This window comes from Agromyces salentinus, from assembly GCF_009749395.1.
GTDB lineage: Bacteria > Actinomycetota > Actinomycetes > Actinomycetales > Microbacteriaceae > Agromyces > Agromyces salentinus.
This window is the reverse complement of record NZ_WBIR01000017.1, coordinates 88,859-111,456: the sequence shown is the minus strand read 5'-3', so window position 1 is coordinate 111,456 and position 22,598 is coordinate 88,859. Positions and strand designations below refer to the sequence as shown.

23 protein-coding genes are annotated in these 22,598 nt (G+C 67.4%); 18 read left to right on the top strand and 5 right to left on the bottom strand.

Going from position 1 to position 22,598, the window contains the following annotated elements; translation table 11 throughout:
* Window positions 1–345 precede the first annotated feature (345 nt).
* Window positions 346–882 carry a P-loop nucleotide/nucleoside kinase family protein gene (locus GQQ95_RS15235; protein ID WP_157428519.1) on the top strand — a complete coding sequence of 179 codons (537 nt, stop codon included), beginning with the start codon at window positions 346–348 and terminating at the stop codon, window positions 880–882.
* Window positions 883–1,424: 542 nt separating this feature from the next.
* On the opposite strand, the gene GQQ95_RS15230 is transcribed toward GQQ95_RS15235, so the two are convergent.
* Entirely contained in the window at window positions 1,425–1,970 is a 546-nt protein-coding gene (locus tag GQQ95_RS15230) for a nitroreductase/quinone reductase family protein (protein WP_212275505.1), read from the bottom strand.
* A gap of 63 nt (window positions 1,971–2,033) precedes the next feature.
* On the opposite strand from GQQ95_RS15230, the gene GQQ95_RS15225 reads away from it, so the two are divergent.
* Complete coding sequence (locus GQQ95_RS15225; protein ID WP_246205574.1) at window positions 2,034–2,483, top strand: MarR family winged helix-turn-helix transcriptional regulator; 450 nt, start codon at window positions 2,034–2,036, stop codon at window positions 2,481–2,483.
* A 112-nt stretch (window positions 2,484–2,595) separates the two neighbouring features.
* On the opposite strand, the gene GQQ95_RS15220 is transcribed toward GQQ95_RS15225, so the two are convergent.
* Window positions 2,596–3,264: a TetR/AcrR family transcriptional regulator gene (locus tag GQQ95_RS15220; protein ID WP_170297091.1), complete on the bottom strand. Its 669-nt coding sequence runs from the start codon at window positions 3,262–3,264 to the stop codon at window positions 2,596–2,598.
* Here GQQ95_RS15220 and GQQ95_RS15215 point away from each other — a divergent pair.
* Both GQQ95_RS15215 and GQQ95_RS15210 read left to right on the top strand, forming a co-directional pair.
* Window positions 3,254–4,024 carry an SDR family NAD(P)-dependent oxidoreductase gene (locus tag GQQ95_RS15215; RefSeq protein WP_157428517.1) on the top strand — a complete coding sequence of 257 codons (771 nt, stop codon included), beginning with the start codon at window positions 3,254–3,256 and terminating at the stop codon, window positions 4,022–4,024. The two genes, GQQ95_RS15220 and GQQ95_RS15215, sit on opposite strands and share 11 nt — an antisense overlap.
* Window positions 4,025–4,079: 55 nt before the next feature.
* On the top strand, window positions 4,080–4,691 hold the full coding sequence (locus GQQ95_RS15210) for a LysE family translocator (protein ID WP_157428516.1): 612 nt from the start codon (window positions 4,080–4,082) through the stop codon (window positions 4,689–4,691).
* A 114-nt stretch (window positions 4,692–4,805) separates the two neighbouring features.
* Here the strand turns inward: GQQ95_RS15210 and GQQ95_RS15205 are convergent, their stop codons facing one another.
* Window positions 4,806–5,339 carry a helix-turn-helix domain-containing protein gene (locus GQQ95_RS15205; protein ID WP_157428515.1) on the bottom strand — a complete coding sequence of 178 codons (534 nt, stop codon included), beginning with the start codon at window positions 5,337–5,339 and terminating at the stop codon, window positions 4,806–4,808.
* A 58-nt stretch (window positions 5,340–5,397) separates the two neighbouring features.
* On the opposite strand from GQQ95_RS15205, the gene GQQ95_RS15200 reads away from it, so the two are divergent.
* From GQQ95_RS15200 to GQQ95_RS15190, 3 genes are read left to right on the top strand one after another with little or no spacing between them, the layout of a single operon-like run.
* Entirely contained in the window at window positions 5,398–5,751 is a 354-nt protein-coding gene (locus tag GQQ95_RS15200; RefSeq protein ID WP_157428514.1) for a hypothetical protein, read from the top strand.
* A complete protein-coding gene (locus GQQ95_RS15195; protein WP_157428513.1) occupies window positions 5,748–6,512 on the top strand; it encodes an ABC transporter ATP-binding protein in 765 nt (254 codons plus the stop codon). Before GQQ95_RS15200 ends, GQQ95_RS15195 begins: the two co-directional genes overlap by 4 nt.
* Entirely contained in the window at window positions 6,509–7,306 is a 798-nt protein-coding gene (locus GQQ95_RS15190) for an ABC transporter permease (protein WP_157428512.1), read from the top strand. The genes GQQ95_RS15195 and GQQ95_RS15190 overlap by 4 nt, the downstream gene beginning before the upstream one ends.
* Window positions 7,307–7,453: 147 nt before the next feature.
* Here GQQ95_RS15190 and GQQ95_RS15185 read toward each other — a convergent pair whose 3' ends face one another.
* Window positions 7,454–8,461 carry a LacI family DNA-binding transcriptional regulator gene (locus GQQ95_RS15185; protein ID WP_157428511.1) on the bottom strand — a complete coding sequence of 336 codons (1,008 nt, stop codon included), beginning with the start codon at window positions 8,459–8,461 and terminating at the stop codon, window positions 7,454–7,456.
* Window positions 8,462–8,573: 112 nt separating this feature from the next.
* Here GQQ95_RS15185 and GQQ95_RS15180 point away from each other — a divergent pair, with 112 nt between their 5' ends.
* From GQQ95_RS15180 to GQQ95_RS15140, 9 genes are all read left to right on the top strand, one after another.
* Window positions 8,574–9,467: a PfkB family carbohydrate kinase gene (locus GQQ95_RS15180; protein ID WP_157428510.1), complete on the top strand. Its 894-nt coding sequence runs from the start codon at window positions 8,574–8,576 to the stop codon at window positions 9,465–9,467.
* Between the two features lie 35 nt (window positions 9,468–9,502).
* Window positions 9,503–10,795: a sugar ABC transporter substrate-binding protein gene (locus tag GQQ95_RS15175; RefSeq protein ID WP_157428509.1), complete on the top strand. Its 1,293-nt coding sequence runs from the start codon at window positions 9,503–9,505 to the stop codon at window positions 10,793–10,795.
* Window positions 10,796–10,797: 2 nt separating this feature from the next.
* The gene (locus GQQ95_RS15170; protein WP_170297090.1) at window positions 10,798–11,718 is read left to right on the top strand and encodes a carbohydrate ABC transporter permease; all 921 of its coding nucleotides are present in this window, start codon (window positions 10,798–10,800) and stop codon (window positions 11,716–11,718) included.
* A gap of 1 nt (window position 11,719) precedes the next feature.
* A complete protein-coding gene (locus tag GQQ95_RS15165) occupies window positions 11,720–12,574 on the top strand; it encodes a carbohydrate ABC transporter permease (protein ID WP_157428507.1) in 855 nt (284 codons plus the stop codon).
* Between the two features lie 24 nt (window positions 12,575–12,598).
* Complete coding sequence (locus GQQ95_RS15160; RefSeq protein WP_157428506.1) at window positions 12,599–13,477, top strand: nucleoside hydrolase; 879 nt, start codon at window positions 12,599–12,601, stop codon at window positions 13,475–13,477.
* A 36-nt stretch (window positions 13,478–13,513) separates the two neighbouring features.
* Window positions 13,514–14,572 carry a glycoside hydrolase family protein gene (locus tag GQQ95_RS15155; protein WP_157428505.1) on the top strand — a complete coding sequence of 353 codons (1,059 nt, stop codon included), beginning with the start codon at window positions 13,514–13,516 and terminating at the stop codon, window positions 14,570–14,572.
* A gap of 201 nt (window positions 14,573–14,773) precedes the next feature.
* Complete coding sequence (locus tag GQQ95_RS15150) at window positions 14,774–15,409, top strand: NAD(P)-dependent oxidoreductase (protein ID WP_157428504.1); 636 nt, start codon at window positions 14,774–14,776, stop codon at window positions 15,407–15,409.
* Complete coding sequence (locus GQQ95_RS15145; protein WP_157428503.1) at window positions 15,409–15,903, top strand: MarR family winged helix-turn-helix transcriptional regulator; 495 nt, start codon at window positions 15,409–15,411, stop codon at window positions 15,901–15,903. The genes GQQ95_RS15150 and GQQ95_RS15145 overlap by 1 nt, the downstream gene beginning before the upstream one ends.
* Window positions 15,879–16,778, top strand: coding sequence for an SDR family oxidoreductase (locus GQQ95_RS15140; RefSeq protein ID WP_157428502.1), 900 nt, complete (start codon window positions 15,879–15,881; stop codon window positions 16,776–16,778). Before GQQ95_RS15145 ends, GQQ95_RS15140 begins: the two co-directional genes overlap by 25 nt.
* A 443-nt stretch (window positions 16,779–17,221) precedes the next feature.
* Here the strand turns inward: GQQ95_RS15140 and GQQ95_RS15135 are convergent, their stop codons facing one another.
* Entirely contained in the window at window positions 17,222–18,265 is a 1,044-nt protein-coding gene (locus GQQ95_RS15135; RefSeq protein ID WP_212275503.1) for a LacI family DNA-binding transcriptional regulator, read from the bottom strand.
* Window positions 18,266–18,710: 445 nt separating this feature from the next.
* On the opposite strand from GQQ95_RS15135, the gene GQQ95_RS15130 reads away from it, so the two are divergent.
* On the top strand, window positions 18,711–20,957 hold the full coding sequence (locus GQQ95_RS15130) for a discoidin domain-containing protein (RefSeq protein WP_246205571.1): 2,247 nt from the start codon (window positions 18,711–18,713) through the stop codon (window positions 20,955–20,957).
* A 196-nt stretch (window positions 20,958–21,153) separates the two neighbouring features.
* Window positions 21,154–22,587, top strand: coding sequence for a DUF1996 domain-containing protein (locus GQQ95_RS15125; protein ID WP_157428501.1), 1,434 nt, complete (start codon window positions 21,154–21,156; stop codon window positions 22,585–22,587).
* Window positions 22,588–22,598 lie beyond the last annotated feature (11 nt).

The window sequence follows — 22,598 nt, the reverse complement described above, 5'->3', positions numbered from 1 at the left end:
CGGCGATGAGGAGAATCAGCGGCGGGAAATGACCTAACGCGAAATCGGCAAGGTCCGAGTCGGTTGAGAACCATGCCGTGAGGAGATTCGCGGCACCGCCCGCGACCAACACGTACACGAGGACCGCGCCGAGCCCAACGATGAACACCCGCGGCACCCGAGTCGAACGCCCAGAATCCGGCCCCGTCACAGGTCTTCGATACCGCTCACTTTGTTCTGTTTCATCCGGTCCTCCCGCGGCTCAGCCTATTTGCCGAGCATCACGAGTACTGCTTCCAAGCGACGTAACGAAGCGCCCGCAAATGGATCGATCACCGGGCGGCATCTAGGCCTAGCGTATTACTCATGACGCTCGCCCTCATGTGTGGTCTCTCGTTCGCAGGTAAGAGCACGCTCGCCAGCGCGCTCGCTCGCGAGCTTGACGCCGAACTGATCAGCCTCGACCTCATCAACGCCGAGCGAGGACTCCACGGCGGCCAGGGCATCCCTCTCGAAGAATGGGCGACGACCAATCGACTTGCTCACGAGCGCGCTCGTAATCGCCTAGGAGAGGGCAGATACGTGGTCGTGGACGACACTGGGTCGCCACGGTTCATCCGCGACGGCTGGCGTGAGGTCGCGGACGCGGGAGACGCTTCATTCGTGATCGTCTGGGTTCGCATCGACGCTGCTCTGCAACGCGAGCGAGTGCTCGCCAACCGTGCACAGCAGGAACGCCCGGACGTCATCGACGCCATCTTGACCGGGCATGCCGGGAGTTTCGAGTCGCCGGTCGACGAGGAGCCGATTGTGGTCGATGCGGCAGCTACCCGCGACCCGCTCCAGGCCGCGGCCGTCGCCGACACTATCCGCACGATGAGAGCTCGCCGGGCGGACGAGTGAATGGGTACCAAGCGTTGTGACGGCTCCACCTCGCTCATCCCGTTTGGGGATCCCGCGGGCGGATCCGCTCGCTGGGCAGGTGCACTTCAAAGCACTGATGCTCGGGGAAGGCCGGCCGCTCGCACGCCCGCAAACAAAGGGTGAACATCTCGTCACCCCGTTCGCCGCGCTGCCAGAATCGCCGAAAGCACTTCACCATCTCTGGCTCGCGCATCGCGACCGTAACCGTTCTCAGCGCGCTCACGATCGCCGGTCTCACAGCCTGCACTCCCGATCCACGCGAGCAACTCGCAACACCGGTGGCATGTCTCGTAGACAAGGGATGGGCGGCAGAACTCGATCCCAACGAACTCGCCTACGGGGTTGAGGCAACAGAGGATCAGGACTTCGCTATCCACCAAGGCGACGATTCCACCTGCCGCGAGCAGGCTGGCCTTCCACCCCGCCCCACCGCCCCACCCGTGGCCACCACAGACAGCTAACGGAATCCGAGCACGGTCTCGCCGCGCTCGCAGACAGATCCTCCATCGCACACGTATGGCTCACGCTCGCCGCCGCTGACCGGACCCGTCGTCGATGCGCTCCAACGCGATGACCGGGAAGGCACGTGGCGTGCGCTCGCGATAGGCCGCGAAGGCGGGGTCATCGGCTGCCTGGAGGGCGTACAGACGTGCAGATTCCTCCACTGACTGCTCGACGGCCCGAGCGGCGAACCGCTCGACACGGTCGACGCCGGGTGCTTCGACCTCGAGCATGGGGTACGCGCGAAGGTTGAGGAGCCAGGCGGGGTCGCGGGCGGCGCCCGCATTCGTCGCGAAGACGAGGAAGCGATCAGGTTCATGCCTTGCCGCCACCGGGGTCGTACGCGCAAGGCCGGTCCGGGCTCCACGCGTCGTCAGGAGTACCAGGTCGGCGCCGGCGAACATGCCGCCGACTCGACCGTTCTGCGCCCGGAACGCCGCGATCACGTCGTCGTTGGTGCGCGGGTCGGCCAGGCTGTCGAGCTCGGGATCCATGCGGTCCTCCGTGAGAGAATGACTCTGAAAGCCAATTAGCTTTGCTTTCAAAACTAATTCGCGGAGCCACATTCGTCAAGGTCGTCCGACGCGCCGGCGGAGCGCGGCATCCGTCACCGGCCGAGGAGGACCTTCGTGAGCCACGATCGCACCGCGTCCATCGAAGACGACATCCGCTCGCTGCTCGTGGTCATGCCGCGCATCATCGGACGCGCCAAGCGCCGCACGCTCCCGCCCGAGCTCGTCGGGTACGAGCTCACCCCCAGGCACCTCACCCTGTTCGCGATGCTCCTCGACGGACCGCTCACGGTCAACGAACTCGCGTCCGCCCTGACTCTCGCACCGAGCACGGTGAGCCTGATGGTCGGCGACCTCGTCGACCAGGGGCTCCTCGACCGCACGGAGGATGCCGGCGACCGGCGCCGCAAGCTCATCGGCCTCGCTGAGGCGCGGCGCGGCGCGATCGACGCCTGGCTCGGGGACAGCGCGACCGCCTGGCGGCACGCACTCGCACCGCTCGACGCCGATGCGCGGGCGGTCGTCATCCGCGCGCTCCGGGCGTACGAGGACGCCCTGTCCACCTGACGACGCCGTTCGACGCGTCCCGCGTTCGACGATCCGCTGCCGGTCAGGTTCCAGACCGGCCACTTGCGCTCGTCCTGCTGCAGTATCGATTGGCCTCCTGCGGAGGCATCCTTCACCTGGGGTCGTCGAGCGCCACGTGCGCGATACGGGTGACCTCGGTCTGGATCGACGTCGGCCACGGGAGTGCGGGCTTGTGGATGCGCAGGGAGGTCACGCCGTGCAGAGCCGTCCATGCCCGTGTCGCGAGCTCGGTCGAAGGTTCTCGCCCGCCCTGATGCAGCCAATGCGCGACGCTCTCGAGGATCGCGTAGCCCGCCGTGCCCGGGCCTACGGCAACCTGGTAGCGTTCGGCGCTCTCGAACAGGAGCTGATACGCGCCGGGGTTCGTGAGGCCCCATTCCACGTATCTGAGTCCGAACTGCGCGAGTGCATCGACGCTCAGTTCACCATCGAGCGTTCCTACTGCTGCGCCGAGAAGAAGGCTCTGATCGTCGATCACCGTGGCGACGAGATCTTCGACCGAATTGAAGTGCCGGTACACGGCGGTCGGGGAGACGCCGACGGTTCGGGCGAGCGCGCGGAGCGAGAACGATGCGCCCGCTCGCGGCGTGAGGAGGAGTCCTCTGGCCGCCGTCATCAGCTCGGAGCGAAGGCGGTCGCCCTCCCCCCGCGGACTCGGGGTACGCGGTTGCATTGTCACCTGCATCAGTGTACACCTGTAAACCAACATGAGTTCACAGCTGTAAACCTTCATCTGATTCGGAGCGAACATGCCCTTCATTCCTGCCCGCAGTCTCGTCACCGGCGCGAGTTCCGGCATCGGCGCAGCCTTCGCTCGCGCTCTTGCCGCGCGGGGATCCGATCTCGTCCTCGTCGCGCGGCGCCAGGATCGCCTGCGCACCCTGGCGGAGGAGCTGCGCGCGCGGAACGGCATCCGTGTCGAGGTCGTGCCGGCAGATCTTTCGCGACCGGGCATCGGGGCGGAACTCCGCGCCTTGACGGGGCCGGTGGACCTGCTCGTCAATAGCGCCGGGTTCGCTACGCACGGCCCGCTCACCGAGAGCGATGACGCGCGAATGGAGCGCGAGATCGACGTCGATGTGCGGGCGCTCGTGTCGATGACGCGCGCCTACCTGCCCGACCAGATCGCCGCGAGACATGGGGGGATCGTCAACGTCGCCAGCACGGCCGGTTTTCAGCCAGTCCCGGGAATGGCCGTCTATGGTGCGGCAAAGGCCTTCGTCCGTAGTTTCACGGAGGCCGTGTGGCACGAAGCCCGCCCGAACGGCGTGAAGGTGCTCTCACTGTCACCCGGATCGACCCGCACTGAGTTCTTCGAAATCGTCGGCACCGAGTCGGCGGCTGTCGGGAGGTTCCAGAGCGCGGACACCGTGGTCAACATCGCCCTGCGCGCTCTCGATGCCCGGCGCACGCCGCCCGGAGTAGTGTGCGGGGCAGGGAACGCCCTGACAGCCACGATGACACGCTTCCTTCCTCGGCGGCTGCTGCTCGATCTGAGTGCGCGGATGGTGCGGACATGATGATCCGGCCCGTCCCTGCCGGCACGGATCGCCGGATTCATGGGAGACAGAGCTCATGAGCCTCGCCTTCCTCCTCACCACGCTGGTCGTCGTCGCCACGCCGGGTACGGGCGCTGTGTACTCGATCGCGGCCGGCCTCTCCCGCGGAGCTCGGGCCGGCATCATCGCCGCGCTCGGCTGCACGATCGGCGTGATCCCCCACATGCTCGCCGCGATCACCGGGCTGGCCGCCATCCTGAACGCTTCCGCGGTCGCCTTCCAGACGATCAAGTGGCTCGGAGTCGCCTACCTGCTCTACCTCGCCTGGCAGACGCTGCGCGACAAGTCCGCGATCCAAATCGACGGGGATGCGCATCCCATCTCGACCTGGAGAGTCATTCGCACCGCCGTGACGCTCAACCTCCTCAACCCCAAGCTGACGATCTTCTTCTTCGCCTTCCTTCCCCAGTTCGTCCCGGCCGGAAGCCCGAACAGCACACTGCACATGGCAACGCTCAGCCTCGTCTTCATGGCGCTCACCTTCGTCGTGTTCGCGCTCTACGGGATCTTCGCCGCCACCATGCGCAACCAGGTCATCAGCCGTCCGCGAGTCATGGCCTGGCTGCGCCGAACGTTCGCCGGCACCTATGTCATCCTCGCCGGACGCCTCGCGCTCGAGAGACAGTAGAACGCGCCCTCCCGAGGCGGCCGGCTATCGCCTGAGTCGTGATGATCACGCCGCGTCGTCGCCTACTTCGCGATCGCCACGAAGCAGGCGACCAGAACCTGATCGCGCGCGTGCTCAGCGCTCTTCGTCGGGCTCGGGGATGAGGGCCGTTGCGAGCGTCACGGTTCGGCTCCCGGGGCGCTTGGCGGTCATGTAGGGCGTCAGCAGCTCAGTCAGGCGCGCCTGGATCTCGGTCAGGTCGGCGGTCGTGACCTGCAACTGCACCTGCCCGAAGCCGAGGAAGTCCCGGAACGCGCCGTCGGTGCTCGCCCGATCGAAGGTCTCGCCGAGGTGCGCGAGGAAGGTCAGAAACGACTGGCGCAACTCCTGCTCGCCCATTTCGCGGAGCTCGGCGTGATCGACGTGCGCCATTCGCCCGCCGAGGGCGAGGGTTCGTTCGACGGCCCCGCGCACCCGCCGCTCGTCGACCACGGCGAGGATGTCCGCTTCCACGAGGGCGGCGACGTGGCGATACAGCGTCGCCTGAGTGACATCCGGAAGGGCGGCCCGAAGCTCCGAGGTGGTGACGCCGCGGGTGCCGACCTGCTGGATGATTCGCAGTCGAACCGGATGCATGACCACATCCGCGATCGGCGATTTCTTCGGCACGACACCACGATCATTCTCAATATCTCATCAAGAGTACGCCAACGAGAGGAACCATCCCATGACCGCCATTCGTGTCGATGCCTCGACTTTGCGCGTCGAGTTCCCGGCTTGGGAGGCAATGATGGCCGGGCGCTCCCAGTATTCGGTCGCCTACGCTGCGATCAGCCGTGTCGAATTGCTGCCTGGCTGGAGTGCCGAAGTTCTCGGCGTGCGCTCAGGACTCGTCGTGTCGGGGCGCATCAAGCTCGGTACGTTCCGGCATCCATCGGGTGTCCGGAGGCTCGTCGCGATGCGACGGGGTCTTCCGCTGCTCCGCATCGGACTGGCGGGCCAGGAGTTCGATGAACTCCTGCTCAGCGATGTTGATGCCCCTCGCATCCACCACGCGATCGCGAAAGAGGTCCGGCGATGAGCGGCACAGGCGTCGAGGTCGCCGGTCTCGCCAAGCGCTTCGCCGGCGTCGACGCCGTGCGCGACGCCACCTTCAACGCGCATCCGGGACGAGTCACGGGTTTCCTCGGCCCCAACGGAGCGGGCAAGTCCACGACGCTTCGGATGCTGCTCGGCCTGACGCGCCCCGATGCGGGAACCGCCCTCATCGGCGGCGTCCCGTATCGCGACCTCGACGACCCCTCGGGCACGGTGGGGGCCGTGCTCGACATCGCCGGCGCCCATCCCGCGATGACCGCGCGCGGACACCTTCGCGCGTACTGCGCGCTCGGCGGGCACGCGGCAGCGAACGCGGAGCGGGTGGCGGAACCCACCGGCATCTCCGCGTACCTCGACCGTCGGGTGGGCTCCTTCTCTACCGGCATGCGGCAGCGGCTGTCCCTGGCGACGGCGCTGCTCGGCGATCCGGCGGTGCTCGTACTCGACGAGCCGTCGAACGGGCTCGACCCAGCGGGCATCGTCTGGCTCCGCACGTTCCTGCGCGAGTACGCCGCCAGCGGGCGCACGGTCCTGCTCTCGAGCCACGTCCTCACGGAACTCCAGTACGGCGTCGACGACCTCGTGCTGATCGATCGTGGGCGGGTGACGTGGGAGGGGTCGCTCGCCGAGTTCACCGCGCACGGCACGAGCCTCGAAGAGGCCTTCCTCCGGTTCACCTCCGACGCGGCGCCACGCACTGCACCCGGAGCATCCGGAGCACCCATCGAAGGAGTCCGCGCATGAACCGACTGATCCGAGGCGAGTTCGCCAAGCTCCTTGGCACCCGGCTCCCGATGTGGACGCTCGTCATCGCCGCGTGCAGCGGAGGCGGGCTGACCGGCCTGCTGGCCCTCATCGGCCCCGAGAATGCCACCCCTCCACTGCCCGGACTCGACACCGCCGAGGGCGTCGGCATCGTCGTGGGCATGAGCGGGCTGCTGCTCTTCGCGCCCGCGCTGATCGGCACGATCGCCGTCACGAGCGAGTACCGGCACCGCACCATCGGGACGACCTTCCTCACCGCCCCTCGCCGCGGCCGGGTACTCGCCGCGAAGCTCGTCGTGTTCGGCGTGCTCGGCGTCGCCTACGGGGTCGTCGCCTCGCTCTTCGCCGGAGGAGCCGTGGCGCTCGGCGCGGCCGTGCAGGGCGTCGAGATTGGTGTACCGCCCCTCGTGCTCGTCATGCTGCTCGTACGGCTCTCGCTCGCGGCCGCCGTGTACATGATCCTCGGCGTCGCCATCGGCGCACTCGCACGCCACCAACTGCTCGCCGTCGGCATCGTGGTCGGGTACTTCTACTTCCTCGAGCACGTGCTCATGATCATCCCGGGAGTGAACGCGATACATCCGTACCTGCCCGAAGGCGCGACCGCGGCGCTGACCGATTTCACCTTCCTCAGCGACGCCATCGCCGAGCAGCTCCCGCTGGCGTCGGCCGCACCGACGTCGCCGATGATCGGCGCACTCGTCCTGCTCGCCTACGCCGCGGCGGCCGCCTGCATCGCGGTCGCCGTTCCGCTGCGACGCGACCTGCGCTGAGCCGCACCGCAGACGCGGGCCGATGAGTCTCCGTTCGCGGGGCCGGCCACATGCGGGTCGAGTCAGGCCGTTGCCGTGTCTTCGGTGCGTCGCGCTACCCGCGCGTACGAAGGTGGCCGCGCGCGATGACGACAGTAACGATGTCGATCATCGTTCGCAGCCGCATGACTCCCTGAGCTTGAGTTCGTGCGGGAAGATCGCGTGCAGGTCTCCGGTCGAGGTGTCGCTGAGCACTCGTCGAAGCGCGAGCTGGGCCATCGCCTGGATCGGAACGGCAACGACGCTGAGAGATGGGGAGCTGTACTGCGCCTCGAGGGTGCCATCGAATGACATCATGGCGATGCGACCGGGTACGGCGATGCGCAGGTCTCGGAGCGCTCGGAGTGCCCCGATGGCTTGAATGTCCGATGCCGCGAAAAGCGCCGTTGCCTGCGTGGTGGCGACCAGGTGCCGGGCTGCCTGGTACCCCCCATCGCGTGTAAATGGAGCGGTCGCCTGGAGCACCCGGTGCTCCTCTGCGTCGAGTTGCGGGCCAGAGACATCGTTCCAAGCCTGCTTTCGCGCGTTCGCACCGATCGAGGTCTCGGGTCCGCCGATGAATCCGATGCGGACATGTCCATGCGCGTCACGGAGATGCTCGATTGCGGCTCGGGTCGCGCCGTAGTCGTCGGCGACGATGGTGGCGACGGTACCGTCCTGGAGCTGCCAGTCCATCGACACGAGTGTGGTGTCCATCGACAGGAGTGTCTCGAGCAGCGTCGGATCCTCGATCCCGAAGACGACGAGGCCGTCCAGGTCCTGCCGGAGCAGGCTCTGCACCTGATCGGCCTCCTGTTCCCGGTCGCCGGTCGTGCCCAGCATCACGGCGTAGCCGGCATCGTGCGCGGCATCCTGGAGATGCTTCGCGAACTCGGCGAAGAACGAGTTGCTGATGTCGGGGACCACGAGCCCGATGACGCCCGACCGGGCCAGCTTCAGCGCGCGGGCGGCGGCGCTGGGGCGGTAGCCCAGCTCGTCGATCGCCTGAAGCACGCGTTGCCGGGTACTCTCGGCGACCGGGCGCGGCCCGTCGTTCAGGACGTAGCTGATCACCGCGGTGCTGACGCCCGCGCGACGAGCGACGTCGTCGCGGGTCGTCCGTCGTTGCCGTTCCATGCCGCCTCCTTCGCTCGAACCTAGCGCTTGCCAATCGCCGTGAAGGTCGCTACAGTCCTCTACTAGTCAAGTCTACGCGAGTAGATTCACCATTTCAGAGAACGGGGCGCAGATGCCGAGGGTGTTGGTGCTGGGCGCGATCAACCAGGACGAGATCGTGCGCGTTCACCGCCAGCCGGCGCCGGGCGAGACCGTGGTCGCGCGCTCGGTCGAGACCCATGCCGGAGGCAAGGGTGCCAACCAGGCCGCCGCAGCAGCGGGGGAGGGCGTCGCCGTGCAGATGATCGGCGCGGTCGGCGACGATGCCGCCGGGACGCGACAGCTCGAGGCGCTCAGTGCGCTCGGCGTGGATGCATCGATGGTGCGCCGGGTGATCGGAACCCCGACCGGCCGCGCGTTCATCTCCGTCTCCGACGATGGCGAGAACTCGATCGTGGTGATGCTCGGTGCGAACGCGTTCGTCTCCCCGGCCACCTTGAACGGGGCCGAATCCCCTGAGGTCGTCGTCGGGCAGACCGAGGTGGGCACGCCGCCGGTGGAGGCCCTCGGCCGCTTCGCCGTCGAGCGAGGTGCCCGGCTGGTTCTCAACAACGCGCCGGTCGTCCCGCTCAGCGCCGCGCTGCTCGCGGTCGCCGATCCGCTGGTGGTGAACATCCACGAGGCGCACGACATGCTCGGCTCGACCGCGTCGTCGGCCACGGACCCGCTCGCGCTGGTAGCAGATCTCAGGCGCAGTTCGCGGGCCAGATCCGTGGTCGTCACCCTCGGAGGCGACGGATGCGTCGTCTCCGATGCCGATGGGGAGCGCCACGTTGCCGCGGTGAAAGCGGAGCGGGTGCTCGACACGACCGGGGCCGGCGACGCGTTCGTCGGCGCCCTGGCCGCCGGCCTGGCACGAGGGGCGACCCTCGATGACGCAGTACACACAGCTTCTGCCGCCGCATCAGCGGTAGTCGCCCTGCACGGCGCCCGAGCCGTGCCGGGAACCATGGCTTCGACCGCGTAGTCGAGCCCCGTCCGATACATCTCAAGGAAGAGAACATGCGCAATCACAGAACACTCGCGGCGATGGGCATCGCCCTGTCCGCGACCGTCATGCTCGCCGCATGCACGAGTGGCTCAGAGGCCGGCGGCGGCGACGGTCCGGTCGAGATCACGATGATCGGTGCCGACCTGCCCGAGGTCTTCGCCCCGCTGATCGACGCGTTCGAGGAGGAGAACCCCGAGATCACCGTCACGTACCAGAACGTGCCGTTCGATCAGTACAACAACGTGCTCCAGCAACGCATCGGTGGAAAGGACGCCGGCGTCGACGTCTACCTCGCCGACGCCGGGGCGATCGGGTCGCTCGCGACCAAGGGGTTCCTGACCGACTTGTCCGAGTATCGCGACCAGGTCGAGGAAAGCTCGCTGCCCGCGACCGTCGAAGGCAACATGTTCGACGGCAAGCTGTGGGCCCTGCCGATGTGGACCAGCCTCCAGTACCTGTACTACAACAAGAGCCTGCTGGATGCCGCGGGCATCGCCCACCCGTCGATCGAATCCGACGATCGTGCCACGTGGGAAGACCTCACAACCGATGCGAAATCCGCTCAGGCAGCCGGTGCCGAGTGGGGACTGCTCTTCGACCAGACCGATCGCTATTACCAGCTCCAGGCCCTGCCGGAGTCGAAGGGCGGCGGCAGCGGCGCGACCGGTGACGACCTGCTCACCGCCGACGTCACCAACGACGGCTGGATCGAGTCGATGAAGTGGTACGGATCGCTGTTCGAAGACGGCGTCGCACCTCGGGGCGTGGAGACCGATCAGATGGTCCAGCTGTTCGCCGGAGGCAAGGCGGCGTACTTCGTCGGCGGGCCCTGGTCGCTGACACCGATCCTCGAAGCCGACTCGAAGGTGGACTACGGCATCGCACCGAACCCGATGTTCGACGGTGGCACTCCCGCGATGCCGACCGGTTCCTGGAACATCGCGATCAGTCCTGCCACCGATGCACTCGAGGCGTCGAAGAAGTTCATCGAGTTCGCCTCGCTGGACGCGGAAGGCAACGCGATCTCCGCTCAGGAGGTCATCATCCCGCCGACGAACGTCGACTCGTTCAGCGACTACATCACGAAGATGGACGGGCAGGACGCGCCGAACACCGACGGCATGGGCGAGCTCACCCTCAGTGAGCTGGAGGACTCGGCGGTGAACCGGCCCAACACCCCGGGCTTCACGCAGATGCAGGACGTGCTCGGTCGGGCCTTCTCCGACATCCGCAACGGCGGCGACGTCGAGGAGACGCTGCAGAAGGCCCAGGACGAACTGCAAGGACTCTGGGACCGGCTGTGACCTTGATCGATTCAGAACGCCGGGTGGCGGCGGAGACATCCGCCCCTGCCGCCACCCGGCGCCGGCGCGGTGGCCACTGGCGCGCCGCCGCCCTCTTCCTGCTCCCCGCGGTCGTGCTGCTGGTCGCACTGCGCCTGCTCCCGACCGTCGAAGCGATCACGCAGAGCTTCCAACGCGGAACGCAGTCCTTCACCGGCGGCCGCTTCGTCGGCATCGAGAACTACGCCCTGCTGTTCGCGGACCCCACGTTCCAGAACGTGCTCGTCGTCACCGCGCTCTTCCTGGTGATCATCGTGCCGTTCCAGATCGTCTGTGCGCTGCTGCTCGCGGTCCTGCTGGTCGAACGCTTCCCGGGCGTCGGCATCGTGCGCACGCTCATCTTCATCCCCGTCGCGGCGCCCGCCGCCGTGGCGACCGTGATCTGGGGCGTCGCGTATCAGCCACAGGGTCCGATCAACGCCGCCCTCGCGGCGGTCGGCCTACCGGAACAGCCCTTCCTCACCTCATCCGACCAGGCCCTCGCGTGCATCATCGTGCTGCTGTCCTGGATCGGCATCGGGTACTGGACGCTGTTCCTCATCGCCGGCCTCCAGGACATCCCGCGCGAACTCTATGAAGCGGCCGCCCTCGACGGGGCCGGCTGGTGGCGCACGCTCCGGTCGATCACGCTACCGAACCTGCGCCGTCCGCTCGCATTCGTGGTCGTCGCGAACACGGTGTCCAGCGTGCTGGTGTTCGTGCCGATCCAGATCCTCACGCAGGGCGGGCCGGCCGGCAGCACCCGCCTGATCATGTACGACCTCTACAACAGTTCCTTCGTGCTCGGCGACCTGAATATCGGCCAGACCGAAGTCGTCATCCTGCTCGTGTTCCTGATCGCGATCACGACGGTGCAGTTCCGCATGCTGAGCAAGGAGAACTGACATGGCACTGCCCAACCAGCTGGCCACCACTCCGGCCCGGAAGTTCGCCGTCACGCTCCTCGCATGGCTGGCCGCGATCGGCTTCGCGCTTCCACTGCTGTGGATGCTCGCCGGCAGCTTCCGCACCGGAACCGACATCTTCACCAACCTCTACCCGTTGTCGTGGAAGCTGTTCATCCCGACCGAGGTCACCTTCGACAACTACGCGACGTTGATGGTGGGCGAGTTCGGACTCAGCGTCGCGAACTCCATCTTCGTCACGGCCGTCACCGTCATCGTCGGCCTGCTGATCTGCGCCATGGCGGCGTTCGCGCTCAGCATCCTCCGGTTCCGCGGAGCCGCGTTCGTCTTCGCGCTCGTGGTACTGAGCTTCCTCGTCCCGTTCGACGCCATCGCCGTACCGCTGGCGAACCTGTTCCGGACGTGGAACCTCGACAACAGCTACCTCGGCCTGATCCTCCCCGGCCTCGCCAATGGGTTCGCGATCTTCGTGCTCCGGCAGTTCTTCATGAACATCCCACTCGAACTCGCCGAGGCGGCACGCGTCGACGGGCTGGGCTGGTGGGGCATCTTCTGGCGCATCTACCTGCCGCTCTCCAAGCCGGCGCTCATCGGCGCAGGGTTCACGCTCTTCCTCTTCCAGTGGGGTGCGTACCTGTGGCCGCTGATGATCGGCACCGAACCGAGCAAGGTGCTCGGCCCGATCGCGTTGGCCAACCTCGCCGGCCAGTTCGAGGTCGATTTCGGCGCGATCTTCGCCGGCGCGTTCCTGCTCACCCTCGTTCCGTTGATCCTCTTGCTGATCTTCCAGCGTCAGTTCACCGAATCCCTCGCGTCCACCGGGACCAAGGGCTGAACCCCTCCACCCAGATTGAAGGCCATGCACCTCTACCTCGACACCGACATCGGCACTGACGTCGACGACGCGCTCGCACTCGGCGTGCTCCTCGGTTCCCCCGAATTCGACATCGTCGGCATCAGCACCGTCTACGGCGACACCAGGCTCCGCGCCCGGCTCGCCGCCCGGCTCATCGGCCACTCGGCGAACCCGGCGGGTGTGCTGGTCGCGCCGGGCGAGACGGACACACGCAGTGGGAAGCCCGTGTGGTGGCCTGGCCACGAGGGTGCTCTGCACGAGGACCTGGACCGGGAACCGATCGGTCCGGCCGGGTCCGGAGTCAAGGACCTGACGGATGCCGCAGCTCGGCACCGGGGCGAACTCGACGTGCTGGCCATCGGCCCGCTCACGAACATCGCGCTCGCGCTCGACCTCGATCCGGAGTTCGAGACGAACGTGCGACGCCTGATCATCATGGGCGGCGACTTCGGCGACCAGCACCTCGCTGAGCACAACTTCGTCTCCGACATCGACGCCGCACAGCGCGTCTTCAACTCGCAGCTCGAGATCATCGTCGGAGGGCTGGACCTGACGACCCAGATCCAGACCAGAGCCGAGGACGTCGCCGCCATCACCGATGCCGGACCCTTCGGACAGGCTCTGGCCGCGGAGATCGGACAGTGGTGGCAGTTCCACGGTCACGAATGGAACAACCCCCACGACCCGATCCTGGCCGCCTATCTGCTCGACCCGTCCGTGTTCCAGGTCTCCCGCGCGACCGTGCAGATCGACGCCGAGGGCCGCTCGTGGCACACACCGTCACCGAACGGGCGTGTGCAGGTGATCACCTCGATGGACACCGACGCCGTGCTGCGACTCATGATCGACCGTATCTGCGCAGCCGACACCATCCGAGTCTGAGCTCGGCCCCCAACACACGAATCAAAGGAGATCCTCGTGAAAGTACGCAAACGCCTCGGCGTCGCGGCCATCGCCACAGCGCTGGCCATCGTCTTCGCTCCAGCCGGCGCGGCATCCGGCCTCGGCTCCTGGTCGAGTCCCACCTTCGTCTATGCGGCGAGCTCCATCCAGTCGCCCGGATACTCGTACGCTGCGTCCGCGATCGCCGGGAATACCGAGCGGTACTACACCTGCCACAGCCGGAGCAGCGGAGATGTACGAGATCACGCCTTCCTCACCAAACGCACCGGCGGCGCGATCACCTCAAGCTCCTCCGCACTTGGCTCCTCCACCAGTGGCTGGGACTCGTGGCATGTCTGCGACCCCAGCGTGATCCGCGTCAATGCCACCTTCAACGGCCAGTCCTACTCCTATGCGATGTTCTACCTCGGCAACGATCTGGACTGCTCCTGCCACAACCAAGTCGGCGTCGCGTACTCCAACAGCCTCGACGGACCGTGGGTCAAATACCCCTGGCCCGTGATTTCATTCTCTTCCAACGAACCGTCCTCCGCCTGGGGCGTCGGCCAGCCCAGCGCCACCACGATCGACCCGAACAACGGAACCGCCGTCCTGACCTGGACCGAGGGCTACGCCGCCAACACCGGCAAGATGGCCATGGTCGACCTCGACGGCGGCACACCTGTCGTCACGGGGGTACACGACATCACCAACGCCGGCCTCGTGGACGCGAACGGCAACCCGGACACACTGAACAATTTCGACATTGCCTACTCGTCTCAGCGTGACCGCTTCTACATGGTCCGCGAACGCCACCCGTATCCCACGACCAACCCGGACTACATCTCCTCGGCAGTGCAGATCCTCAGCCTGCCCGGCAGCGACATGTGGAATGGAACCGGCTCATGGACCGTCGAAGGCGTCATCGACGCCTCCGTCACCGGCGCCGCTCGTACCCACAACCCCGGCTTCCTGCGCACCGAGTACGGAAGCCTGCCCAACGAGGACGAGCTCACCGTCGTGTACACGACGGCGAACTTGGATCCCGGCTCGCTCTGGACGTATGGGCTCTCGCGCACCACTGCCGCACTTTAGAGTCACGGATGCCCGGGGCCCAAGGCCCCGGGCGCCCGCAGTCGGACGTTGCTTCCAGAACGGCCGCTCGAGCGCTTTAGCGGGCTCGTTCCTCTGAAAGAGGTCAGTTCGTCAGAGTCACGCTCGCCTCGGGACAGTCTCGCCGCGACCCTCGGAACTGCTTTAGGGTGTGAAGTATCGACCGAGGAGGATCAGGTCCGCGTGTCCACCATCGCCCTATTCGGGGCAACCGGGAAGACCGGCCGACGTGTCCTCGACCGGGCATTGGCGGCCGGGTATGACGTGCGCGCGCTGGCCCGTGATCCTGACAAGCTCACGATCACCCACGAGCGGTTGACGGTGATCGCTGGCGACGTCCTCGACCCCCGCGCGGTCGACGAGGCGATCGCTGGTTCTGCCGCGGTGCTGAGTCTGTTCGGTCAGGTGAAGGGCTCGCCCGAGGATCTCCAGACCGTCGGCACGCGCAACATCGTCGAGGCGATGCGAGGCCACGGCGTGCGCCGGATCGTGACCCTGTCCGGCGGCGGTCTGCGAGCTGAAGGATTCGACCGACCGGGCGTGGCCGACCACGTCATCCGGTTCTTGTTGTCGACACTGGCTGGGGATGTCCTGGCCGATGCGGAAGGGCATCTCGGAGTACTCGAGGAGAGCGGCCTGGATTGGACGGTCGTGCGTGGTCCCCGCCTGCTGGATTCGCCCGGGACCGGCTCCTACCGAGTGGGCTGGGTCGGGGCCGGTTCGAGCACGAAGATCAGCCGCGACGACCTCGCGGACTTCATCCTCACGCAGGTCCAGGACCGGACCTTCATCCACCGGATGCCGTTCGTGAGTAACTGATGACCGCCCCAGACCTCACGCCACGCCCCCCGAGAAGAGACGGGAGTCCTCGTCGAGGGGCCATCGGAGACGTCATCGAAGGCGTCGTCGTCCTCAGCCGTGACCTCGCGGCCACCCGCCGCACCCCATTCGCTGGCCACGCGCTCGGACGCTCCCAACTTGAAACGCTGTTCCTCATCGCCCATGCCGAGACTCCGCCCACTCCGGGGGCGCTGGCCGCTCGCCTCGGCCTCACGGCCGGCGCGGTCACGCAGATCCTCGAACCGTTGCGCGCGGCCGGCCTGGTGGAAGCCACGACGAACCCAGCGGATGCCCGATCTCGGCTCCTGCAACTCACCGAAGCAGCCCGGGCCGAGGTCGACGAGTTCGAACGGGATTACATCGCCGCACTCGCGCCGCGGTTCGAGATCCTCCACGACGAGGAACTCGAGAACCTGGCTCGGTTGCTGCGCCGATTGAAGGAGACCACATGGACCACCCCGCCGTCTTCGTGACCGGAGCCACCGGCATCGTCGGCTCCGCAGTCGTCGAACAGCTCCTCGCACACGGACATCCCGTTGTCGCCGCCATCCGCAGCGAATCAGATGCCGCCCGCCTCCCCACCGGCGCAATCGCCCGCCCGTTCGAGTTCGGCGGTAGCGATGCCGACCTCGACGCTGCCTTGGACGGCTGCGACCGGCTGTTTCTGATGAGGCCGCCTGCGATCGAGGATGTCTCGACGTACCTCTTTCCCCTGATCGATGCCGCGAATCGGCGCGGCATCCGCCAGATCGTCTTCCTCTCCCTCCAGGGTGTCCAGGGGAATCGCAGGACCCCGCACTTCGCCGTCGAGCGACACCTGAAGACAACCGACGCCCCCTACACGTCGCTGCGGCCGAATTTTTTCATGCAGAATCTCTCGACCACTTACCGAGATGACATCCGTGGCCACGACGAGATCTACCTCCCAGCAGGTCGAGCGCTGACCGCACTCATTGATGCCCGCGACATCGGCCGCGTCGCCGCCGTCGTGTTCAGTGAACCGGGCCACCTCCGCAAGGCATACACACTCTCCGGCGAGCAGACGCTCGGCTACAAGAAGGTCGCCCGCATCCTCAGCGACGTCATCGGACGCAGCATCCGCTACGCCCGCCCGACCGAGAAGGAGTACCTCGCCCGACTCGCCGAACAGGGCCGACCTGCGGACTACATCGACGTACAGAAAATGATCTACCGCGTCGTCCGGTTCAATATCTCGGCCATTCCGAACCGTACTGTCCGAAAACTCACCGGAACACCGGCGACGAGCTTCCGCCAGTTCGCACTCGATCACCGAACCGTCTGGGAACGCCAAGACCTCGAGCGGGAGACGTCGGCACAGGATGCGTGAGCGATTCGTCGAACGGCACCCGCGGCGCGCGACCGTGGTGGAAGCCTGACAGACGGGCATGGCATGCGGAAGGCGCGCCAATCGTTTCGGACCGGGGCGTCCAGCCGTAGGTTGGGTGGCTCGCACCGCGATGGGGCGGAACCGGTCTGAGCCGGTGCCACCCCAGTCATCAGCCGCGCTGTTCCACACGCAGGGGCGACAGCTGCCGTGACCTCAGATCTTCGGGCGGCGTGAGGAAAGGCACGCGACGTCCGGCAAGAGACGACGATGGGATCCCGTCCAGACAACGCACCCACTGCTGCTGTCAGCCCGCTCGCGGGTTCGGGAATTCATGGCGTTCCTGGAGGAGGCGCCATCAGTGCGACGTCGCAAAATCGCTGAGTTGTAACCGAAACGGATGGGTTGCTAGGCGCGCACTCGAATCAAGTTTCGTGGTGGCTCGGTCAGGCGCTGCCGCGGGCGATGAGCACGGGGTCGAAGATCACCGATGACGGTCGCGTGCCGGGTTCGTGGATCTGCGCGACGAGGATCCGGGCCATCTGCGCCGCCATCTCCTCGATGGGCTGGCGCACGCTCGTGAGCGTCGGCCGTGCGATCGTCGCGATGACGGAGTCGTCGAAGCCGACGATGGCCACGTCGTCGGGGACGCGGCGGCCCTGGGCCTGGAGTCCGTGCATCGCGCCGAGGGCCATCAGGTCGTTCGCGGCGAAGACGCCGTCGATGTCGGGGGCGCTCTCGAGGATCTCCGCCATCGCCCGCTCGCCGCTCTCGACCGTGAAGTCGCCGTGCGCCGTGGGAGGGAAGGCCTGGCCGTGGCGGGCCATCGCATCGCGGAAGCCTCGGGCACGGTCCTGCGCGCTCGGCACGTCGTCGGGGCCGGCGATGAGCGCGACCCGCTGGGCTCCACGCGCGACCAGGTGCTCGGCGGCGAGCCTGCCGCCGTCGTGGTTCGCGATGTCGACGAAGCTGACCGGGGCACCGCTCGCCGGTCGCGCGAACGTGACCGCAGGGAGCCCGGCCGCGGCGAACGCGGACGGCAGGGGGTCGTCGGAGTGGGTGGAGACGAGCAGCGCCCCATCGGCTGCACCCTGCCGCACCGTCGCGAGGACGTCGGCGCGGTCCGCATCCGATTCGACGAGGAGGAGCACCGGCTGGGTGTCTAGGGTCCGCAGGGTTCGGACGACGCCGCTGATGACACGGCTGAAGAACGGATCGGCGAACACGTCGGGCTCGGCGACCCCGCCGTACTCCGCGTCGGCGCCGGCCACGGCGATGATGACCGTGCCGGTGCGCCCGGTCGCGAGCGACCGCGCGGCCCGGTTCGGCACGTAGCCCGTCTCGGCGATCGCCCGGCCCACGATCTCCTTGAGCTCCGGGGCGACGCCTCTCGTGTCGCGGATGGCACGGGAGACCGTGGCTCGGGAGACGCCGGCGACCCGTGCGACATCGTCGAGGGTCGGGGTGCGTATGTCGGCGGGCTTCTCCACGCGATGACCCTAGCACTTCTTGGATCGCGCTATCCGAAATTGTGTCGCTGACACGACAAACTTGGGAACGGTTCCGAGATGGACGCCGTCGATCGATCGATCGACGGAGCGCGGGCGGCGATTCCGCGGGTGGCGCCACACAAAATGAGAGCGCTATCCGGCGACCTTTTTTCGAACCGTCGATCGGCGAGCGACCGCTCGCGGGTCGTCCACGCGTGCGAACTTCGGCGGAATTATGCGGCTGGTGGCGGATTCGCTCTGGGACGCAGCTCGCCTGTCGGTGGCAAATGTCCCCTTGACAGGGGGCAAAACAGCGGACGATACTCAGTCGCGCTGGTGTAAGAGCGCTATCCAACGCATCACGAGTGCTTGGGCGTGCTGCTCAATGACGAGACGACCAGCCGACCGCTCCGCGGATCGGCGTGATCAGAGGAGACCCTCGACCGTGACTTCCCATTCGCCGACCCAGACGAGGCGCAGCACGCCGATGCGCGTGCTCGCGCTCAGCGCCGCGGTGGCCGCGACGCTCGTCGCGACCGTGCTCGCCGCCCCCGGGCAAGCGGCCGTTGCCGCCCCCGTGAACCTCTCCCAGGGGAAGCCGGCGACGGCCTCCTCCGTCGAGAACGCCGACTACACGCCGGCGTCCGCTGCGTTCGACGGCGACGCCGGGACGCGCTGGTCCAGCCTCTGGAGCGACCCGCAGTGGATCCAGGTCGACCTCGGCCAGGAGTCGACGATCGACCGTGTCGATCTCCGTTGGGAGGGCGCCTACGCGAAGGCCTACGAGATCCAGGTCTCCGACACGGGCACGGGAGGGTGGACGACGATCCACTCGACCACGACCGGGCCCGGGGGCACCGAGTCCCTCGACGTCGACGGCGAGGGCCGATTCGTGCGGCTGCAGGGCACCGCCCGCGCCAACGGCTACGGCTACTCCCTCTGGGAGTTCCAGGTGTTCGGCACGGCGGGCACCGATCCGACCGATCCGACCGATCCGACCGACCCCGGCGAGGTCGACCCCGGCCACCCGAACGAGCCGGGCCCCTTCACGACGCCGAGCGTCGTGGAGGTCGCGGGCGGCGACGGCGGCTGGTCTCTCCAGGTGAACGGCAAGCCGTACACCGTGAAGGGCTTCACCTGGGGCCCGTCCTTCGCCGAGGCCGACACCTACATGCCCGGCCTCACCGGGATGGGCGCGAACACGACCCGTACCTGGGGCACCGGCGCCGACACCAAGACGCTCCTCGACTCCGCGGCCGAGCACGGAGTGCGGGTGGTCAACGGCTTCTGGTTGCTGCCCGGCGGCGGGCCCGGGTCGGGCGGATGCATCAACTACACGACCGACACGACCTACAAGTCGACCACCAAGACCGACATCCTGAACTGGGTCGAGGTCTACAAGTCGCACCCGGCGACGCTCATGTGGAGCGTCGGCAACGAGTCGCTCCTGGGGCTGCAGAATTGCTTCTCGGGCGACGTGCTCGAGGCCGAGCGCAACGCCTACGCGGCATACGTCAACGAGGTGGCCGTCGCGATCAAGGCGATCGACCCGAACCACCCGATCACCTCGACCGACGCCTGGACCGGCTCCTGGCCGTACTACAAGGCCAACACTCCCGCCCTCGACCTGCTCGCGGTGAACTCCTACGGCGACGTGTGCAACATCCAAGAGACGTGGGAGGACGGCGACTACGACTGGCCCTACATCGTGACCGAGGGCGGCGCAGCCGGCGAGTGGGAAGTTCCCGACGACGCCAACGGCGTTCCCGACGAGCCCACCGACATCGAGAAGGGCGAGGCGCTCCGCGACTCGTGGCGCTGCATCACCGAGCACGAGGGCGTCGGACTCGGCGCGACATTCTTCCACTACGGGCTCGAGGGCGACTTCGGCGGGGTCTGGTTCAACGTGAACCCCGGCGGCAACAAGCGCCTCGGCTACTACACGGTCGCCGACATGTGGAACGGCTCTGCCGCGGGCGGGAACACGCCGCCGCGCATCACCTCGATGTCGATCCCCTCGTCCGGTTCGATCGTGGCCGGCGAACCGTTCACGTTCGGCCTCTCCGTGAGCGACCCCGACGGCGACCCGCTGAAGTACGTCACGTTCTTCAATTCGAAGTACATCGACAATGCGGGCGGCGTGGAGTACGTCGAGCACCAGCGCAGCGGCGACGCCATCACGGTGGTCGCACCCCAGAAGCTCGGCGTCTGGAAGGCCTACGTGTTCGTCGAGGACGGCAAGGGCAACGTCGGCGTCGAGACCCGCTCGTTCAAGGTCGTACCGCCCGCCGTCTCTGGAACCAACGTCGCGCTCGGCAAGACGGCGACCGCATCCAGCTTCCAGACCTGGGGCGACAACTACTCGCCCGGGCGAGCGTTCGACGGTGACCCTGCGACCCGCTGGTCAGCCGAATGGGCCCCGACCGGCTGGATCCAGGTCGACCTCGGGTCGCCGAAGGCGTTCGACCGGTTCCAGCTCGTCTGGGAGGCGGCGTATGCCAAGTCGTACGAGGTGCAGACCTCGAACGACGGAACGAGCTGGTCGACCGTCAAGACGGTCACCGGAGGCGACGGCGGCATCGACACGTTCGACGCGGCGGGCACCGCACGCTACGTGCGGCTGAACCTCACCGAGCGAGGCACCGAATGGGGGTACTCGCTCTTCGAGGTCGGCGTTTACGACCTGCCCTGATCCGGACCACCTGGGCCGGCGCCCCCACTCCCCGCCGGCCCGGGTTCCCCATCACCCCACCGGGTCGCACGACCGTCGTCGTGCGGCCGGTCGCAGGCGCGCGCCCGCGTGCCATCCCGAGCCCAGGTCCGAGCAGGACCGATGCACTCGTTCCGGCCCAGCCGGTTCTCACGCTCTCTACGAAGGACGTACACCGATGTCTCCCCTTCCCACCGACCGGCTCGCGCCGGAGTCCACCGGCGGCGGGCGCTCGCCCGCCGCCGTCATCCGCAGGCCCGTCCCCTTCACGATCGCCGTGACGGGCCTCGCGGCGATCGGCCTCGTCGCCGGCTCGCTCGTCGCGGCGAACGCCGCGTGGGCCGCTCCCGACACCCTGCTCTCGGGGGGCGCGCTGACGAGCGCCTCGAGTTCCGAGTCCGGCGGGCTCGGCCCGCGCTTCGCGGTCGACGGCGACCGTTCGACCCGATGGGCCAGCGCGCCGTCCGACGACGAGTGGTTCCGGGTCGACCTCGGCGCGAGTCATCCGCTCGAGCGCGTCGTGCTCGACTGGGAGGCCGCATACGGCGAGGCCTTCACCATTCAGGTGTCGGATGACGCGCAGTCATGGGACACCGTCGCGGCCGTCACCGACGGCAGGGGCGGCGTGCAGACCCTCGAGTTCACGGGCGCCGGCCGGTACGTGCAGTTCGTCGGCTCAGAGCGCGCCACGGGCTACGGGTACTCGTTCCACGAGTTCCAGGTGTTCGGAGACGGCGACGTGGTCGACCCTGAAGACCCGCCCGTCTTCAACGACGAGGTCACGCACCACGAGTTCCAGGCGAACTGCACCTTCTCGCACAACCGGCCGGACGACCCGATCGTCTACCCGGGCCAGCCCGGCGCCTCGCACCTGCACACGTTCGTCGGCAACCGCTCGACCGACGCGTTCACGACGACCGACTCGCTCCTCGCGAACACCGGGTCGACGTGCACGGTGCCGCAGGATCACTCGTCGTATTGGTTCCCGGCGCTCTACAAGGGCACCGAGGTCATCGAGCCCGACATCCCGATGACGATCTACTACAAGTCCGGCATCGACGACTACAAGAAGGTGCAGCCCTTCCCGCAGGGGCTCCGCTTCGTTGCGGGTGACATGAAGGCCACGCCCGAGACCTTCCGTACTGCGGCGGGCGCGGTCGAGGGCTGGGAGTGCGGCGGCATCTCCAAGAGTTGGGAGATTCCCGCCTCCTGCGACCCGGGCACCGAGCTGAACATCCGCTACCAGGCGCCGTCGTGCTGGGACGGCATGCATCTGACGCCGAAGGCGGCCCAGGAGATGGGCCACGGTCCGCACATGGCGTACCCCGTGAACGGACAGTGCCCGATGACGCACCCGATCGCGGTGCCGATGATCGAGTTCAAGATCGCGTGGCCGGTGAGCGGCGACATGTCGGACGTGCGGCTCGCGAGCGGCTCCGACCAGTCGTGGCACTACGACTTCTTCAACGCGTGGGAGCCCGAGGTGCTCGACCGGCTCGTCGAGCAATGCATCAACGGCGGGTTGCAGTGCAACCCGCGTGGCTACGACCTCTACAAGCCGCACCGCGGCGCCGTGCTCGATGAGCAGTACAACCTGATCCCGAAGGCCTGATCCGAATGCGA

Coding starts and splice junctions, on each gene's coding strand:
- GQQ95_RS15190 (WP_157428512.1), top strand. CDS start 6,509: ATGAACCGACTGATCCGAGGCGAGTTCGCCAAGCTCCTTGGCACCCGG.
- GQQ95_RS15200 (WP_157428514.1), top strand. CDS start 5,398: ATGACCGCCATTCGTGTCGATGCCTCGACTTTGCGCGTCGAGTTCCCG.
- GQQ95_RS15215 (WP_157428517.1), top strand. CDS start 3,254: ATGCCCTTCATTCCTGCCCGCAGTCTCGTCACCGGCGCGAGTTCCGGC.
- GQQ95_RS15180 (WP_157428510.1), top strand. CDS start 8,574: ATGCCGAGGGTGTTGGTGCTGGGCGCGATCAACCAGGACGAGATCGTG.
- GQQ95_RS15145 (WP_157428503.1), top strand. CDS start 15,409: ATGACCGCCCCAGACCTCACGCCACGCCCCCCGAGAAGAGACGGGAGT.
- GQQ95_RS15125 (WP_157428501.1), top strand. CDS start 21,154: ATGTCTCCCCTTCCCACCGACCGGCTCGCGCCGGAGTCCACCGGCGGC.
- GQQ95_RS15230 (WP_212275505.1), bottom strand. CDS start 1,970: ATGTGGCTCCGCGAATTAGTTTTGAAAGCAAAGCTAATTGGCTTTCAG.
- GQQ95_RS15160 (WP_157428506.1), top strand. CDS start 12,599: ATGCACCTCTACCTCGACACCGACATCGGCACTGACGTCGACGACGCG.
- GQQ95_RS15185 (WP_157428511.1), bottom strand. CDS start 8,461: ATGGAACGGCAACGACGGACGACCCGCGACGACGTCGCTCGTCGCGCG.
- GQQ95_RS15195 (WP_157428513.1), top strand. CDS start 5,748: ATGAGCGGCACAGGCGTCGAGGTCGCCGGTCTCGCCAAGCGCTTCGCC.
- GQQ95_RS15140 (WP_157428502.1), top strand. CDS start 15,879: ATGGACCACCCCGCCGTCTTCGTGACCGGAGCCACCGGCATCGTCGGC.
- GQQ95_RS15220 (WP_170297091.1), bottom strand. CDS start 3,264: ATGAAGGGCATGTTCGCTCCGAATCAGATGAAGGTTTACAGCTGTGAA.
- GQQ95_RS15165 (WP_157428507.1), top strand. CDS start 11,720: ATGGCACTGCCCAACCAGCTGGCCACCACTCCGGCCCGGAAGTTCGCC.
- GQQ95_RS15210 (WP_157428516.1), top strand. CDS start 4,080: ATGAGCCTCGCCTTCCTCCTCACCACGCTGGTCGTCGTCGCCACGCCG.
- GQQ95_RS15235 (WP_157428519.1), top strand. CDS start 346: ATGACGCTCGCCCTCATGTGTGGTCTCTCGTTCGCAGGTAAGAGCACG.
- GQQ95_RS15175 (WP_157428509.1), top strand. CDS start 9,503: ATGCGCAATCACAGAACACTCGCGGCGATGGGCATCGCCCTGTCCGCG.